Source organism: Sebaldella sp. S0638, assembly GCF_024158605.1.
Lineage (GTDB): Bacteria > Fusobacteriota > Fusobacteriia > Fusobacteriales > Leptotrichiaceae > Sebaldella.
The window spans coordinates 194,986-212,468 of record NZ_JAMZGM010000001.1 but is presented as its reverse complement, the minus strand read 5'-3'; the positions used below and the strand labels follow the sequence as shown (position 1 = coordinate 212,468).

Here is a 17,483-nt window from a genome sequence, read left to right as displayed (position 1 = left end):
AAAACTCTGTAAAAAAAATATTTTTCACAGGGTTTTTTCTTTTATGATTATTTTTAGTCCAGTTCTGCACGTGAAAACATATCTGTAATTAATTCTGTATTTTCACAGGCTTCTTTGAATGAAAGAGCGAATTTCTTTAATGCCGTCGGATCGGAAGAATAGGCACAGAACATATCAGCTTCCGGGTCAAAATTCACAATACCGTCAAGTTCAGGCATTTTTTCTTCAAGAAATACACGGGCAAGTGATTCCCAATCGTAGCCGTTACCCAAAAATCCTTCATCAGCTCGTGAATCAAATATCTCAGCTTTATAATTCAGCGAACTAAGGCATAAAGAAGCGCTTTTTTCATGCTCAACCCAGAAAAAGGGTTTTATAATTTCTTCAAAATTCATGTTTCCTCCTTGAATTTATAATTTTTACTATATAATGTTATTTCATATTATTTATCTTGATTTCTTCTTCTTTAAATTTATTCATATATTCAATTCTTTCATCAGCTTTAACTGCTATAAATTCTGTGAAATCTTCCCAATTTCCAGTAACTGAACCCATATCCAATGTTTTGTAATAAATTTCCCGTTCTTCCTTATTTATGATTATAGGAGGATATCCGCTTTTCATCAATTCAAAGTTCAATAACAATCTTGCTGTTCGTCCATTACCATCTTTAAAAGGATGAATTTTTATAAATTCTCCATGTAAGATACTTGATTTTTCTATTGGGTGTAGATTACTTTCTTTATACCATAAAATTAATTCTTCCATTTTTCCTTTAACGAGATACGGGGGAACAGGAGTAAAGTTAGCTCCTCCTATTTGTACCTGTGTATCCCTGTATTTTCCTGAATCAATATTTTCTATACCTTTAGTCACTAAATTATGAATGTTTTTTATTTCATACTCACTTAAAAAAATATTTTTACTGACAATTTCTTCTATATATTTTATTGCCTCAGCATGATTTATTATTTCCAAATGCTCCTTCATTGTTTTTCCGCCTATAGTAATTCCATCTTCAAGCAATACTTTAGTCTGGTACATATCTATTGTATTTCCTTCTATAGCATTGCTGTTATAAGTCCATTTTATAATTAAGTCTTCTCTCAAATCTTTTAATAGTTCTTTTGAAAGCTTAATTTCACTATATTTTTTTAACTTTTTATCAATATCTAGAAATTTCATATTTTCTTTGTATGATAAAAGTATAATAATTATACATTTTTTCATACACTCCTTTCCAAAAAGATATTCTTTTGACGGTATTGTTTCAGCTTTTGAACTGACAGGCTTAAAAATGATTCTTTAATAAAGGCACTAATAGCCATATTATTAACATTATCCCAAAATCACAATTTATAATATTATAACAGATTTAAAGCAATAAAACCAAAAAAAGTTAAAACAAAAAAGACACGATGTGTCTTTTTTATATTGATTAGCTAGCCAATGAATTAACTTTTGCAGCGAGTCTTGATTTTTTTCTAGATACAGTGTTCTTCTTAAGGATACCTTTAGTAACAGCTTTATCTAGTTCTTTATATGCAACACTCAATGCTGTTTTAGCTTCGTCGACATTATTCGCATCAACAGCAACAAGAACTTTTTTAACAAATGTTTTTACTCTGCTTTTTATAGCCTGGTTTCTTAATCTATTTCTCTCACCTATGTATACTCTTTTTTTAGATGATTTTGAATGAGCCATTAGTAGCCTCCTTTCCGATAATTTTACGTATAATCATATCATTTTTTCTTATAAAAATCAAGCTTTTATCTGAATAAAAGACTAAAACCTCATGAATAAAGGGGTTTGGATGGAAATAGAACTGCACTTTATACAGATTGTACAGCTATCTTTTTCCTCAAAATTATATATAAAAATATCAGCTGGAAAAATTTTATTTGGAAAAGCTAAATAATAAAAAAATCAATAAAATAATAAATATAGTTTTATAATGATTATTGATGAAAAAACAGGAAGAAACAAGAAAAAAGATATAAAATAATTGAAATAAAAAATAAAATTAAAAAATAAAATGATTATAAATAAGTAAAATAATGATTTGTTATTCATTTTGTAAAAAACAATAAGAAACGATAAATGTTATAATTTTTGTTATTTGACATGTAAAACATGTGTGTGACTTTTTTGACAATAAAAAAATGGTTTAAAGAATAATGATCAATAAGAAACTTGACAAAACAATAAAAAATGGTATTATTAATTGTAGAATTTGAACAAGAGAGGTGAAGGTAATTAATGGGAACACTAATTAACGAAAAGCTGATAGAACTGGACATGGAGGTGAAGACAAAAGAGGAAGCCATAGAAAATCTGGCAAAACTAATACATGAAGAAAAGAAATTAAATTGTGTATGGAAAAAAGACGGCCTTGATAAATGCCAAAGCTGTGATTTCTGCTCTAAGACAGGATTTTTACATGCTCTACATGAGAGAGAAAAATCGTTTCCTACAGCAGTAGGCTATTCTTTTGCCATTCCACACGGGAAGTGCGGTTCTGTAAAGGATGCTGCAATAGCATTCGCAAGATTGAAAAATGAAGTAAAGTGGGGAGAAGACGGGGACGAAGACGAGTATGTAAAATATGTATTTATGATTGGTGTGTCTGAAGAAGCAGCTGGAGATGAGCATATGAGAATACTTATAAAATTATCTACTTCTATATTAGACGACGATTTTCGTGACAAACTTTCGAATATAAATACGAAAGAAGAAGCTTTACAAATAATAAGCGAGTATTCTGAAAATATAAACTAATAATGAGGGAGAAAAAGTATGAAAGATATTGTAAAAATATTTAAAGAAATCAGACAGCACCTTATGACAGGGGTGTCACATATGATACCTTTCGTTATAGCAGGGGGAATATTGCTGTCTTTAGCAGTGGTTCTGGGAGGAAAAGGAAGTGTTCCTGAGAATCCAATATTAAAGGATATTTTTGATATAGGGGTAGCAGGATTTGAACTGATGATACCTATGCTTGCAGCATATATAGGATATTCTATAGCGGGAAGATCAGCACTGGCACCGGCTGCCATAGCAGGGCTGGTAGGAAGTAAAATCGGCGCAGGATTTCTTGGAGCACTTTTCGCAGGGATAATCGGCGGAATAGTAGTGTTTTATTTGAAAAAAATAAAAGTACCGGATGTATTCAGATCGATAATGCCGATCTTTGTTATACCATTAATAGGAACATTTATAACTGCGGGAATAATGATGTGGGTAATAGGAAAACCAATTGCCAATATAACAGTTTTACTTACTCAGTGGCTCCAGAATATGAGCGGGGCTAATACAATACTTCTGGCAATTATACTTGGGATGATGATAGCATTTGATATGGGAGGACCTGTAAATAAAGTAGCTTTCTCATTTATGATACTGTCAGTATCTGAACAGATTTACACAATTCCTGCAATGATAGGAGTAGCTATATGTGTACCGCCTATTGGTCTTGGAATATCAACATTACTGGCACCGAAAAAATACAGCGATGAAGAGAAAGAAACAGGAAAAGCAGCGATTCTCATGGGGCTGGTAGGAGTAACCGAGGGCGCGATACCTTTTGCCGCTGCCAATCCTTTAAGAGTAATACCTGCATTAATGGTAGGAGCTGCATGCGGATCAGTAACAGCAGGTCTTTTGGGAGCAAAATTAAGTTCTTCATGGGGAGGACTCATAGTACTGCCTACAGTGGAAAATAAAATAGGGTATATAATATCCGTTCTTGTAGGAGCTATGGTAACAGCAGTATTAGCAATAGTATTAAAGAAATCGGAAGTAAAAGAATCGGTTTCGGATTCTGATGATTTAGAATTAGAAATAGAATTTTAGAATAACGGAGGATATAAATATGAAAATACTAGGAGTAACATCTTGTCCGTCAGGGGTAGCACATACTTATATGGCAGCAGAAGCATTGAAAAAAGCAGCATTAGCTAAAGGACATGAAGTAAAAGTAGAAACACAGGGATCGATCGGGACAGAAAATGAACTGACTATGGATGATGTAAAAAGTGCAGATGTAATAGTGCTTACAAAAGATGTGTCTTTGGCAAATCTTGAAAGATTCGAAGGAAAGCCGACAGTTAAAGTAGCAATAAGTGATGTAGTGAAAAAATCAAATAAAATCATAGAGAAAATAGAAGAAGCATTTAAGAACAGATAAGAAAAAAATCACTTTTACGACGTTGTCTAAAAGTGATTTTTTCTTAATTTTATTAAACAATAGAAACATTCTTTTTTTTCATAAATGTTTTTATATCTTTGGGAATATCATCATCGGTAATAAAACCATTGAAATTATCAATATTTGAGTATATGAAATTACCATCCTGATAAAATTTCTGCTTTTCGGATATAAGATATTTTTTCTTGGCGGAATTAATAATGGCTTCTTTTGTAAGTCCGTCTTCAGAATCAAATGTAGTCAGGCTGCCTGATACGGTATCAAGACCTATTGTTCCGAGAAAAGCTATATCCGATTTGAATTTTTTTATCTGATCTATTGAAACAGAGCCGACGAATCCGTCCAGTTCTTTATTCAAAACACCGCCGATTCCTATGAGCTTTATATTCTCAGAGTGGTAAAGCAGGTGCATTATATCGATCATATTGGTGATTACGGTAACGTTTATACCGCTGTTATCTATTTCATCTGCAAGATAATAATTTATAGATGTAATATCGAGAAAAACAGTATCATTAGGACTAATCAGAGAGAGAGCCTTTTTGGCAATTTTTTTCTTCTCTTCAGTATTGGAAGTCATTCTGCTCCAGATACTAAGATTCTTAACTATAGTCCTTTTTGGGATTGCACCTCCGTAGGTTCTTTCCAAAAGTCCCTGGTCTTCCAGTTTTTGAAGATCTTTTCTTATAAGATCTTTCGAAACACTAAACTGTTTACTCAGGTCGTTTACCTCGATTTTTCCTTTTTCTTTAAGCAGAGACATTATTATTTCCAGTCTTTCTTTTACAAACATAAGACCTCCCTGTAATTGGTAATACCAAATTATATATTAAATATGCAAAAAAATCAAAGATAAAATTCAAAACAATAAACAACAATAAAAAAGTTGACAAAACAATAAAAAAGATGTATCATAGAATTGAAAACCATTGGAGGTAATGTTATGAACGAAAGAATAAAATTTTTGAAGAAAGATTTATTTAAAAACGAAAGAGAAATATCAATAGAAAGAGCATTGCTTTATACTGAAAGTTACAAAGAAACAGAAGGTCAGCCACAGATAATAAGAAGGGCTGCGGCAACTGAAAATATACTAAATAAAGTGGAAATAAGCATAAGAGAAAAGGAAATAATAGCAGGAAACAGAACAGTGAGACCAAGAAGCGGAATTATATCCCCGGAAATGGATCCTTACTGGATTTTGGAAGAAATAGATACCATGGCTGTCAGACCGCAGGATAAATTTAAGTTTACCGAGAAAGATAAAGCTGTATACAAAGAGGAACTTTTTTCTTACTGGCAGGAAAAATCAATGAAAGATTCAATCGAATGTAACATAGGTGATGATATAAAAGTAAGTGTAAAAGAAAAAATAGTAAAATTAAACCAGACTGATAAAGGGCAAGGACATATAATTCCTGATTTTGAAACAGTATTGAATAACGGACTGGGTTATCTAAACAGAAAAATCAGCGATAAATTAAAAGAAAATCCTGAAAATGAATTTTATCAGGCATCAAAAATAGTACTGGATGCTTCTGAAAAACATATTCTCAGATATGCCGAACTGGCAGAGGAAATGATAAAAACAGAAACTGACAATGTTCGTATAAATGATCTGAAAAGAATAGCCGAAGTATCAAGAAAAATATCAAAAGACAAGCCCGAAAGCTTTCTTGAAGCATTGCAGCTTTTATGGTATGTATGTGTGATACTTCAATATGAGTCAAATGCAAGCTCTATCTCTTTGGGAAGAGTCGATCAGTACTTAAACAGTTTTTATGTTAATGATCTTGAAAAAGGAATATCTGAAAATGAGTTAAAAGAGTATCTCGAGGCTTTTTATATAAAAACAAATGATGTGGTATTGGTAAGAAGCAGCAACAGTGCAAAGTTTTTCGCAGGATTTCCTACAGGATACACTGCACTTCTGGGAGGTCTTACAGCTGAAGGGAGACCGGCGGTAAACGAGCTTTCGTATTTGTTTCTTGAAGCATACAAAGATATACAGCTTCCGCAGCCTAATCTTGGTGTAAGGGTAAATGAACTGGAACCAAGAAAATTCATCAAGAAAACATGTGAGATAATAAGACTGGGAACAGGAATTCCGCAGATTTTTAATGATGAGGTGATTATTCCGTCTTTCCTTATAAGAGGAGTAAGCCTTGAAGATGCCAGAAATTATTCTGTGGTAGGATGTGTAGAACTGTCAATTCCAGGGAAAACATACGGACTTCATGATATAGCAATGCTGAATATAATGAAAATCATGGAAAAAGTACTGCTGAGAAATAAAGGGAATAACAGGATTACTTTTCAGTTTATAATAGATGAAATAAAAAATGATATAAAAAAATATGTGAAACTAATGGCAGAAGGAAGTAATATAGTAGATGAAGGACACAGAATATATGCTCCTGTTCCGCTGCTTTCTGTAATGGTGGATAACTGTATAGAAAAAGGGAAAGATATAACCGAAGGCGGAGCAAAGTATAATTTTTCTGGGGTTCAGGGTATAGGAATGCCAAACCTTTCAGATTCGCTTTATGCTATAAAGAAATTTGTATTTGATGAGAAAAGATACACATTCAATGAACTTGTGGATGTCATGGAAAATGACTTTAATACTGAGAATGGTGAAGAAATGAGGCTCAGACTTATCAATGACGAGGATAAGTACGGTAATGACCTTGATAATGTAGATGATTTAAGCTCGGAAATATTAAGACTTTACTGTAAGGAAGTGGAGAAATATGATAATCCGAGAGGAGGAATATTTATTCCCGGTTCTTATACTGTTTCTGCGCATATACCTTTAGGGGAAGTAGTGGGAGCAACACCTGACGGAAGAAAATCAGGAGAACAGCTTGCAGACGGGGGATTATCGCCTATGTTCGGGAGGGATAAACTAGGTCCCACAGCGGTATTAAAGAGTGTAAGCAAGCTTGATAATGTTCTGCTGACTAACGGAAGTCTTCTGAATGTAAAGCTTAGCCCCGGGCCGCTTCAAAGTGATCAGGGACTGGAAAATTTTGTTAATTATATTTATGCTTATATGAAGCTGAAAATACAGCATATACAGTTTAATGTAGTGGGAAGAGAGACTTTACAGGAAGCTCAGCTTTACCCTGAAAAGTATGACAATCTTGTAGTCAGGGTAGCAGGATATAGTGCATTTTTCACAGAATTAAATGAGAAAATACAGAATGATATAATTAACAGAACAGAACATGTATTTTAGGATATTGCTTTTTTACATTTTGACATTAGCAGTAACAAGGAGAGATTATGAATGAATAAAGCTTTAATTTTTAACATTCAGAGATATTCTTTAAATGACGGTTCGGGAATCAGGACAATGGTGTTCTTCAAAGGATGCAGGCTCAGATGTCCGTGGTGTTCCAACCCTGAATCTCAGAGTGGTAAAATAGAAGTAATGATAAATAAGGAAAAACAGAAAAAGTATGAAAAATATATAGAAAATATAGACGAAGATCCTACGGGGACATATGAAAAAACCGGTAAATGGTACAATCTGGGAGAGCTTTTGAAAGAGGTTCTGAAAGATGAGATATTTTTTAATACTTCAAAAGGCGGGGTAACATTATCAGGTGGGGAAGTTTTGGAGCAGGGAGATTTTGCTGCGGAATTTTTGAAAGAATTAAAGGAGCATGGAATAAATACTGCTGTAGAAACCTGCGGCTATGGTGATAATAAGAAATTCAGAGAGATTCTGAAATATACAGATACAGTCTTATTTGATCTGAAAATAATGGATAATGAAAAGTCAAAAAAAATACTAAAGGGCGGTTCGGATATAATAACTGAGAATTTCAGAGCAGCGGCTGAGACAGGAAAAGTAATTGTGCGTTTTCCTTATATTCCGGGATATACTGATGAAACAGAAAATTTGGAAAAAATATCGGAATTAATGAAAGAATGCAATGTGAAAAATATAGATATTCTGCCTTATCATAACTATGGAAGCAAGAAGTATGAATATCTGAACAGAAAGTATCTTCTGGAAGATTTGGAAATACCAACAGAAGAGGATACTGGAAATATAAAAAAGTTTTTTGAAAAAGAAGGGTTTTGTGTAAATATAGGCGGATAAATAAAAAAACATACAGGAGGAAAAATGGAATATTTATTAGATACTGCAAATCTTGAGGAGATAAAATATTTTAACGAAAAATTTCCAATTGTGGGAGTGACTACTAATCCTACAATAATAGCAAATGAAAAAGGAGATTATAAAAAGATAATAAACAGCATTCTTGAAATAATAGGAACTGAAAAAATGCTGCATGTTCAGGTTTTGGGAAGAGATGCCGAAACTATAATAAAAGAGGCCGGGTTACTAAAGGAAACTTTAAAGGGAAATCTTTATATTAAGATTCCTGTATCGGATGAAGGTCTGAAAGCTATGGCAGTTCTTAAGAAAAAGGGATTTAATATTACAGCAACAGGAATACTTACTTCACAGCAGATAGTTTTTGCTGCACAGGCAGGTGCTGATTATATGGCTCCTTATGTAAACAGAGCTGATAATATCGGCGGTGACGGAGTAAGAGTGGTAAGCGAAGCTTATGAAATACTAAGCAGAAATAAGGACAACAAGGCAAAAATACTGGGAGCTTCATATAAAAACGTGAAACAGGTGCATGATTCAATACTGGCAGGAGCAGAAGCAGTTACTGTAGGATCTGATGTCTTGAAACAAATGATTTACCATCCTTATACAGACTGGAGTATAGACAAGTTTGAGAGTGACTGGGGAAAAGTTTACGGAAATGGTAAAAACCTGCTTGATATCTTATAGAAATTTTTATTAATATATATGAACTGAAAAACATTCTGAGTAATATGTGATTTTATTTGCCGGCTTTTCGAGTACGGTTCATGGGATTACTGCATTCTCGGAATGTTTTTTCTGTTATCCGGGAATAATATTTTGGCTGATATAAAAACAGCAGAGATTTTCACTCTGCTGTTATTTATTTATATTGAATCAGTGACTTTCAGATCGTATTTCTGCTTGGTTTCGGTATTTTCCAATTTGAAGTTCGGGCTTACCATCATGATAAGCTTACATTTCTTTCCCTTTATTCCGTCGCCTAATACTCCGTTACCGTTGGCCTCTTTCCCTTTTTTGCAGTCATCTATTCCTTGTTTTTCTGCCTGTTTTCCGGTTCCTTTATAAAAGGTATCAGCTTTTCCAATAAAAAGTCTGTTATCTTCCGAACTGACAATGGCGATATATTCACGAGCTGATACTACAGTACAGATAGAAGACTTTTTACCGGCACATGACCATGTTCTGTCAAGAGCAGTTAAAAAATCTCTTGTTTTCAAGTCAACAAGCTGATAATTGCTGTTTTTTACATCTAATATAAGAAAATACATGTTAACCGCGGGAGCATCAGGCGGGGGTGAATAAACAGGTGTATTAACAGGACAGTACTGACCGGTCGTCACATATCCGCCGCCGGGACATGTACATATCTGAGCATTGCATCCTGCTGCAAAATTCACTATACTAAAACATCCGAATAAAATCAGGAAAAATAATAATTTCTTCATATGTTTTCTCCTTTAATAATTTTTATATTTTAATCTCAATAAATTATAGGCTATTAAATAAAAAAAGTCAATGTGTAATGAAAAACAAAGAATATTATTACTTTGCTGTAATTTCACAAAATACTATATTAATAATATCAAGAAAATGAATGAAGAGTTAATTTTTGAAAAAATGATTTTTTAACATTACGATAAATAAAGAGGTTCAAATATTTTGAAAATTTATTCTAATATAATTATATTTGTACGTAGTAATATTTATTGACAAAAAAACTATTTATTATTATAATGAGTATACAAATGATAAGAACAGTAAAACTACAAATAAAATAAATTAGTAAAAACAGTCATTCTTCTTAAAAAAGAACAGCTAATGGTATGAAGAAAATAAAAATTTAGTATTCAAAATATGAATTAGATTTTTAATTTGAACAAATCATTATAACTAAGGAGAAGGCTATGAAAAAATATAGAAGTGCATTAATATGCGGCATTTAATGCTGTAACTTTTGCTTATGGTGCAGCAACTGTTAGCAGTAACACAGCTGAAAACTTGTATAACCAAATGGTTAAGAATATAGATTCAGAAAAAAGCAACGATTCAAACTATAAGCAAATAGAAAAAATATTAAATAAAAAAAATAAAGAATTAAAAGATTTGTATTTACAGGGAGATTATATAGTAAAACCTGAATACCTGGAATGGCAGGTATTTTTCAGCGCTTTCTATGCTGAAAGAAGAAAAGGGGATAATACTCTGAATAATGCCGATTATTATTCAGATCCGGATAAAAAACCGACAAAACCTATCGATCCCCAGCCACCTATAGATGTTAACATAGGACTGGCAATCCCTGTAAAAGATATAGAGCCGAGAGACAGAACTCTTGCGATTACACTGCCGAATGAGATTAATATAACACCTGCTGTTATAGATATACCAGCTCCTACAGCTTCAGCGATTATTGCGGTGAATCCTCTGCAATTTCAGCCTATATACCCGAGTATTCCGCAGGTTACAGTAAGTACAGTAACACCGATTTCATTTGATTTTCCGGGATCTTCTAATAGTGACGACCAGTATTTTCTAAAACAGAGTGCTTCAGTTGCTCCTATTTCACAGCAGAACTTGACTGGACAGGGATCAGGGGGAAGCATGGATGTAATAAGTAATTCATCAACTCTGAATCAGGATTTTGATATTTATGTTCAGAATACTCATGCAGTGGGTGTATCAAACGGGGCAACGCATAAATTGACTGATAATGGTATACAGAATACATCTGCTACAGGGCTGACTTCAGATTATGCAGCAATGAAACTGGTAGGAGGACATACCGTAAATATAGAAAATATGAATTTTCGTATGATAGGTGTGGGAAATAAGCCGGGAAACTATTTGATGTTATTTCATACTGATGCTCATGACGACGGTGGCGAAGCAGCAGCTTGGATAATGGATTCCAGTACAACAACGAAAATGTACGGGCAGCAGGTAATATTTTACGGAGTTCAGTCACATAAAACTTATACTTACGGTGCAGATATGATAAATAATGGAACTATAGAAGCTGTGGCAGATACATCTGTAGTTGCCGGAGGAGGAACAATAAATAATCTGACACCGCAGCAGAGAATTATTTTTACTACAATAGATGCAAATTCAGGAAATCTGTCTTACTATAACAGATATTTTACCTTTACTAATAATAACGGGGCAAATATAGTATTGAACGGAACTTCGGATATATTAGCCAATTACGCAACACCGGGGAATACAAACGGAGGAGCAGTTTTCACAAATAACGGAAATGTAACTTTAAACGGACTGAATTCAATAGGTGTAATATTAAACAGCTCAGTAAGCGGTTTTGGAGATTCCAAAATAATATTTAATACTCCTGTAGTATTAAACGGGGATAATTCAGTAGGTATACAGGCTACGAATTCAATGATTAATCTTGATAATTCAGTAATAAAATTAAATATAGGAACAGCAGGAAATGCTGCTAATTCTACAGGAAATGCTTCAGGAGGAGATGCCTCAAAAGTAGAAAATGCAATTGGAGTAGCAGTAGACTATACTACATCAAACCCGCTCAGAATGAGCAATTATAATATATTTTTAGGAAGCAGTGCCAAAGGCAGTACAGGTGTTATGGCGCAAAACGGAACTATAACTTTAGGTTATAATTCGGCAGCGGGAACAACACAGCAGATAACAAGCAACGGCGGAATAAAGAATAATCTTTTGGTTGCAACAGGTTCCGGTTCTTCCATAACTACCGAAGCTAATACTACATTGAGTATTTTGAATGGTTTCGGACAGGTGGGAATTTTTGCAAATGACGGTGCAACAGTAAATAACGCCGGAACTCTTAATGCAAGCGGAGCCGGAACAATAGGTGTAATAATAAATGACGGAACTGTAACTAACACAGGAAATTTGAATATAAGCGGAGGAGTGTATACTGATCCGGCAAATGATAAAACAGGTACGGTAGGAGTAGCAGTATTAAGTACCGGAGGAAGTCCGGCTTCTTTTACATCTGCTTCGGGAAATATTCAGGTGAATGTAACAGGTCAGGAATCTACAGGATTATTTACAGATTCAGGATTAATAGATATAACCGGGGGAAATATAGAGGCATCTGACAGTGCATTTAATCTTTACTCAAAAGGAGCTGCAGGAGTAATAAAATTAAACGGAACTACTTTACGTACAGGTCAGAGATCATTATTATTCTATACTGAAGACGGCGGTACCTTTGACCTGACAAATGTCACTGCAACAATAGCAGGAGGAACTGACAGCTCTTCAAGAGGAACAGCCTTTTATTACTCAGGAAATAATACACCGTTAACTAAAACAGACCTTGAGAATTATTTTCAGACAACATTTAACGGCCTTGCAGGAAAATTGACTTTGAATATGGAAGCCGGATCAAGACTGTTTATAGTAGATAACATAGTAATGGATCTGAGTACGGCAGCAACACCTCTGGGATCACTTGCCAACGGGCCTACAGTAGTAGGAAGTAATTATAAAACATATATGATGTATAAAGGAACCTTGAATATAGACCAGAATGTAAATCTTGATTCTCCTACAGATCCTTATAATACACTGGAATTAGCTACATCACATATAAATAATACATCAGCAACATTTTCTGGGACAAAGGCAGGGCAGATAGGAATGGCTCAGGAAAATGGACTTGACAGCTTAGGCGTTTCATTGCCGAGAAATCAGGTAACACTGGTGAATAACGGAGGAACTTTCAACCTTAGCGGTTCGAAATCTGTGGGAATATATGCAAGCAACGGAGAGATAAGCAATATAAACAGCGGTAATCTTACTCTTACAGGTGACGGTTCTATAGGAATGTATGCAGTAAACGGTACAATGGCAATTAATGATGCAACTTCAAATATAACAATAGGAACAAACGGTATAGGAATATACGCAGAAGGATTCAAACAAGGTTCTTCACAGGCTTTTGGGAACGGAACACTTGATATAACTAATAATGGTAATATAACTGCACAAAGCGGATCAGGAGCAATTGGTATATATCTAAATAATAACTCAACAGGTGTAAGAGGAGATACTAAACTGGATATAAGCGGAGGAAACATAGATGTTCAGAATTCAGTAAAAGGTGTAGGTGTATACATGAGCGGAGGTACACTGACTTCGACTTCTTCTACTATAATCAGTGTGGGTGAAAACGGTATAGGCCTTTATGTAAAAAATTCAGATGTAAATTTATCTGATATAACATTGAATCTAAATGGTGATAATGCTCTGGGAATATACTTTGACGGAGGAACAAATTTCACAGGAGCAGGAACATTTAATATAGACGGGAAAAATGTAGTATTATACAACATGGTATCAGGCGGAGTGGTAAATGCCAACATAAGTCTGGGGACAGTGACAACAGGATCTTCATATATCTTTGGAAGTGTAATTGATCAGGTGGCAGTATATACAGGAGATGCAAATCTGGCATCAAACGGAAGTTTTCTCATAGGAAAAAATTCAGCAGTATATCTTTCACCTACAAGCAGTATAACTGTACAGCCGGGTTCTGTAAATACAAGTGCTTTTGTACTGGACGGACAGTATGTTATGCCTGCGGGCAGCAGTGCATATGCAGGAATGACACCTGATATGGACGGAGAAAATGCAGGAGTCATAACAGTAGCTGATTCTTCAGCGGGAATATACGGTAAAAACGGTTCAAGATTAATCAATACAGGAACTATAACTGTGGGTAATTATTCTGCAGCAGTGACTTCATCAGGTGCAGGATCGCAAATAATTAATACAGGAACTATAAATCTCGGTTCCAGATCAAATGCATTATTTTTGAAAGACGGTGTAAATATAGAAAACAGAACTTCGGGTGTTATTACAGGAAGTTCGGATCATACAATAGCATTATTTGCAGATAATGTAAGCGGACCGATAATAAATCAGGGTACGATAACACTAACAGGAGATCAGTCAGCAGGAATTTATTCAATGGGTTCTGCGGCAAAAACAATAAATAACAGCGGAACGATAAATATAGGAAACTCGCTGGACGTAAAAAATCCAAGTGTAGGAATATTCACTGCTACCGCAGGAGATCAGATTACAAATAATAATCTTAATGCCGGAAATAATTCAATAGGAATTTACAGTGTAGGAGGGCAGATAACACAAACCGGAACATTAAATATAGGGGATACAGGAGCAGGTATGTACCTGAGAAACGGTCTGGTAAATATAACAAATACTGCAGCATTAAATTTTGGAACAGATAAGGCAGTGGGAGTATATGCTGATAATTCCACAGTATTAAATAATGCTAATATGAATATCGGGAACAATAACTTTGGATTTGTAGTTTTAGATGGTTCATACTCAAATACAGCATCGGATATATCAATGGGAAGTGATTCCATTTATCTTGTTAAAGGCGGATCAGGAACAGTAACAAACGCTTCGGGAACAACAGTAACTATGAATGGTTCCAGAAATACAGCGTTTTATATACTGAACAGAGTAGACTTCGTAAATGACGGAACGATTACCGGAACAGCAGGAACAAGTAATATAGGAGTACATAGTATTGCAAGTACGGTAACAAATAACGGTTCGATAAGTCTCGGTGATTCAAACATAATATTCAAAAAGAATTTTGACGGAAGTTATTCGCTTGATCCAAACGGAAACAAAATTGTAGATATAGAAAGAAGTTTATTCACTGTGGGAATGTATGGAAATGCTTCAACACTTATAAATACATCAACAGGGAATATAACAGTAGGTGCCGGAGGTGTAGGAATAGGACTGATTTCCGGTTCTGCAAGAAACGACGGAAATATAACAGCTAACGGAGCTTACTCTATGGGAATGTATACTGAAAGAGGAAGCTTAGTAAATAACGGAACTATTAATGTAACAGGTGATAATGTAATAGGAATGGCAGGAAACGGGGAAGGTTCAAAAATAGAAAACTACGGTACTATAAAAGTTTCCGGAACTCACGCAATAGGAATGTATGGTCTGTCATCAACAGAGATAATAAACGGAGGAACTATAATTGCAGATGGTGAGGGTGCACAGGGAATAGTTCTTGGGAATGGTTCAGTCCTAAACAATCTCGTAGGTGGAACTATAATAATAAACGGAGGAGTAGGTACCGGAAATTACGGTGTAGGTTCCGGCGAAGTATACAATACTCCTACAATAATAAATGCAGGTGTAATAAAAGTAGCGGAAAAATTCACTACAGACGGGGTAAATGTAGTGATAAACGTAGATCCTTCCACAATAAAAGCGCCAACAGCAGGAGATATAGCAGCAGGAAATTATGATCCTACAGATTTAGGGGCAGACTATCTCATATCAAATGCGGTAAGTATACAGGCTCCGGCTTTCGATATAACTTCACCGCTGCAGGTTTCAGGAAATTTTGCTGTAGGAACAAATGTGGAAAAATATAAGCTCGAAGATGTGATAATACCCGGTTCGGGATTCGGAGCAGACTCAGCTTCTGTACCGATACAGAGTAAGTCACTGACATGGAAAGCAATACCTGTGGTAAACTCAAGAGGAAATCTGGATGTATGGATGGAGAAAATACCATATGACAACTTTACAAGCGGTCTGTGGTATCAGGATTTTGGACGTGCATTAGATGAAAAATACTACAAAGCTGAAGGAGATGCACTAAAAATATATGACAGACTGGATGTCGTAGAAAATGAACTGGATTTCAGACATCTGATGGCCAGTCTTGCAGGTGATGTATATGCTAATATTAACCAGAGAGAAGAAGACATAGCAAGAACCCTTGAAAGTTCACTTGATCTCTTACAAAATTCAAAAAATAATACAAAAGAAAATGTAAAAATAGATGTAATAGTAGGGAAAGGTGAAAATAAGGAAAATACAGACGGCGTACAAAGCTATAATTACACAACAGCAGGAGTGTTAGCTCTGCGTGAGGTAGAGAGAACATACAGACACACATTCGGTTACTCTTTGGGTTATCTGCATACAGGCTTTGAATTCAATGACGGAAATAACAGTGAGGAATGGGTAGATACAATTCAGTTAGGTGTACATAATAAATATACAGCAGACAGCTGGAAAGTAAAAAATGATCTTACAGGGAGAGTAAGTTTTCATAATGTAGACAGAAATGTAGACTGGGGAACTCAGTATGGAAGATCTGAAATGAACGGAACATATGAAACTTATTCAATAACATCTGATAATATACTGGGAAAAGAGTTTGAATTAAGTAAAAAAGTGACTATAACACCATACGGAGGACTAAGAGCTATGTATGTGACAAGACCAACATTTGATGAAAGCGGGCTGGAAGCAGTACAGGTAGAAGGAAATGATGCATGGAGCGTGAAACCGAGAGCTGGTGTAGAATTAAAAGCATCAATGCCGTTAAGTCCGAAAACAGAATGGAAGCTAAAAGGAACTCTTGATCTGGCTTATGAATACGAACTTGCTAATCTTAATGAAAGAGAAAAAGCCAGATTAACAGCAATAGAAACAGATTATCATAATTTATCAAAACCTATGGATGAAAATGGAGCATTTAGAAGTAAGGCCTCATTAGGAGTGGAAGTGGAAAATAGATACGGAATCTTTCTTACAGGTGAATATGTAGTTGGTAATGACAATCAGGACGACTACAGAGCAGGAGTATCATTAAAAGCAGTATTTTAATAAATAAGGAAAATCAGATCTGAAAATGATCTGATTTTTTAATGTAAAAATAATTTTAAAAAATATTTTTTTAATTATTTGGAAATATTAAATATAATTTTATGTTTATAAATAAATTTTTTATAAAAATAATAAATTTAAAAGTTAAATAAAAAATTTTATTTTATATTTTTTGAATTAAATAAATCAGAATGAATATGCAAATAGTTTGTTTTTTTACAACAAATCCTTATAAATCAAAGTGGGGAAAATTGTACAATAATTGTAAAAGAAATAGGGTATAAAAGTATATAAAATATAATATAAAAAATTTAGATGATCAAAATTTTAGATAATAACAGAGGTAACGGAGGTTTTTTAGAAATAAAAAAAGATTTTTAACTGAGGAAAATTATGTGGAATATACAAAAATACTGATTTTATGATTAAAAGTTACTTTCAGG

12 protein-coding genes are annotated in these 17,483 nt (G+C 34.3%); 7 read left to right on the top strand and 5 right to left on the bottom strand.

Annotation, left to right across the window (positions count from 1 at the left end; translation table 11 throughout):
• Nucleotides 1–53 precede the first annotated feature (53 nt).
• The 3 genes from NK213_RS00930 to rpsT form a co-directional block, all read right to left on the bottom strand.
• Complete coding sequence (locus NK213_RS00930; RefSeq protein WP_253346055.1) at nt 54–395, bottom strand: immunity 51 family protein; 342 nt, start codon at nt 393–395, stop codon at nt 54–56.
• Nucleotides 396–432: 37 nt separating this feature from the next.
• Complete coding sequence (locus tag NK213_RS00925; protein ID WP_253346054.1) at nt 433–1,230, bottom strand: Fic family protein; 798 nt, start codon at nt 1,228–1,230, stop codon at nt 433–435.
• 208 nt (nt 1,231–1,438) lie between these two features.
• On the bottom strand, nt 1,439–1,705 hold the full coding sequence (gene rpsT / locus NK213_RS00920) for a 30S ribosomal protein S20 (protein WP_253346053.1): 267 nt from the start codon (nt 1,703–1,705) through the stop codon (nt 1,439–1,441).
• 555 nt (nt 1,706–2,260) lie between these two features.
• Here rpsT and NK213_RS00915 point away from each other — a divergent pair.
• From NK213_RS00915 to NK213_RS00905, 3 genes are read left to right on the top strand one after another with little or no spacing between them, the layout of a single operon-like run.
• Nucleotides 2,261–2,779, top strand: a complete 519-nt coding sequence (locus NK213_RS00915; RefSeq protein WP_253346052.1) for a PTS sugar transporter subunit IIA — start codon at nt 2,261–2,263, stop codon at nt 2,777–2,779.
• Between the two features lie 18 nt (nt 2,780–2,797).
• A complete protein-coding gene (locus NK213_RS00910) occupies nt 2,798–3,856 on the top strand; it encodes a PTS fructose transporter subunit EIIC (protein ID WP_253346051.1) in 1,059 nt (352 codons plus the stop codon).
• Between the two features lie 19 nt (nt 3,857–3,875).
• Nucleotides 3,876–4,190, top strand: a complete 315-nt coding sequence (locus NK213_RS00905; RefSeq protein ID WP_253346050.1) for a PTS fructose-like transporter subunit IIB — start codon at nt 3,876–3,878, stop codon at nt 4,188–4,190.
• A gap of 52 nt (nt 4,191–4,242) precedes the next feature.
• On the opposite strand, the gene NK213_RS00900 is transcribed toward NK213_RS00905, so the two are convergent.
• Nucleotides 4,243–5,004, bottom strand: coding sequence for a DeoR/GlpR family DNA-binding transcription regulator (locus NK213_RS00900; protein WP_253346049.1), 762 nt, complete (start codon nt 5,002–5,004; stop codon nt 4,243–4,245).
• Between the two features lie 150 nt (nt 5,005–5,154).
• On the opposite strand from NK213_RS00900, the gene NK213_RS00895 reads away from it, so the two are divergent.
• From NK213_RS00895 to NK213_RS00885, 3 genes are read left to right on the top strand one after another with little or no spacing between them, the layout of a single operon-like run.
• On the top strand, nt 5,155–7,452 hold the full coding sequence (locus NK213_RS00895; protein WP_253346048.1) for a formate C-acetyltransferase: 2,298 nt from the start codon (nt 5,155–5,157) through the stop codon (nt 7,450–7,452).
• A 51-nt stretch (nt 7,453–7,503) separates the two neighbouring features.
• The gene (locus tag NK213_RS00890; protein WP_253346047.1) at nt 7,504–8,325 is read left to right on the top strand and encodes a glycyl-radical enzyme activating protein; all 822 of its coding nucleotides are present in this window, start codon (nt 7,504–7,506) and stop codon (nt 8,323–8,325) included.
• Nucleotides 8,326–8,349: 24 nt separating this feature from the next.
• Nucleotides 8,350–9,033 (top strand): fructose-6-phosphate aldolase, encoded by a 684-nt coding sequence (locus NK213_RS00885; RefSeq protein WP_253346046.1) that lies wholly within the window; start codon nt 8,350–8,352, stop codon nt 9,031–9,033.
• A gap of 179 nt (nt 9,034–9,212) precedes the next feature.
• Here the strand turns inward: NK213_RS00885 and NK213_RS00880 are convergent, their stop codons facing one another.
• Complete coding sequence (locus NK213_RS00880; RefSeq protein ID WP_253346045.1) at nt 9,213–9,794, bottom strand: hypothetical protein; 582 nt, start codon at nt 9,792–9,794, stop codon at nt 9,213–9,215.
• A gap of 553 nt (nt 9,795–10,347) precedes the next feature.
• On the opposite strand from NK213_RS00880, the gene NK213_RS00875 reads away from it, so the two are divergent.
• Nucleotides 10,348–17,040 (top strand): autotransporter domain-containing protein, encoded by a 6,693-nt coding sequence (locus NK213_RS00875; RefSeq protein WP_253346044.1) that lies wholly within the window; start codon nt 10,348–10,350, stop codon nt 17,038–17,040.
• Nucleotides 17,041–17,483: the final 443 nt, after the last annotated feature.

Bases quoted from the DNA above. Each gene is read 5' to 3' on its own strand.
- NK213_RS00930 (WP_253346055.1), bottom strand. From the start codon at position 395: ATGAATTTTGAAGAAATTATAAAACCCTTTTTCTGGGTTGAGCATGAA.
- NK213_RS00925 (WP_253346054.1), bottom strand. From the start codon at position 1,230: ATGAAAAAATGTATAATTATTATACTTTTATCATACAAAGAAAATATG.
- rpsT (WP_253346053.1), bottom strand. From the start codon at position 1,705: ATGGCTCATTCAAAATCATCTAAAAAAAGAGTATACATAGGTGAGAGA.
- NK213_RS00915 (WP_253346052.1), top strand. From the start codon at position 2,261: ATGGGAACACTAATTAACGAAAAGCTGATAGAACTGGACATGGAGGTG.
- NK213_RS00910 (WP_253346051.1), top strand. From the start codon at position 2,798: ATGAAAGATATTGTAAAAATATTTAAAGAAATCAGACAGCACCTTATG.
- NK213_RS00905 (WP_253346050.1), top strand. From the start codon at position 3,876: ATGAAAATACTAGGAGTAACATCTTGTCCGTCAGGGGTAGCACATACT.
- NK213_RS00900 (WP_253346049.1), bottom strand. From the start codon at position 5,004: ATGTTTGTAAAAGAAAGACTGGAAATAATAATGTCTCTGCTTAAAGAA.
- NK213_RS00895 (WP_253346048.1), top strand. From the start codon at position 5,155: ATGAACGAAAGAATAAAATTTTTGAAGAAAGATTTATTTAAAAACGAA.
- NK213_RS00890 (WP_253346047.1), top strand. From the start codon at position 7,504: ATGAATAAAGCTTTAATTTTTAACATTCAGAGATATTCTTTAAATGAC.
- NK213_RS00885 (WP_253346046.1), top strand. From the start codon at position 8,350: ATGGAATATTTATTAGATACTGCAAATCTTGAGGAGATAAAATATTTT.
- NK213_RS00880 (WP_253346045.1), bottom strand. From the start codon at position 9,794: ATGAAGAAATTATTATTTTTCCTGATTTTATTCGGATGTTTTAGTATA.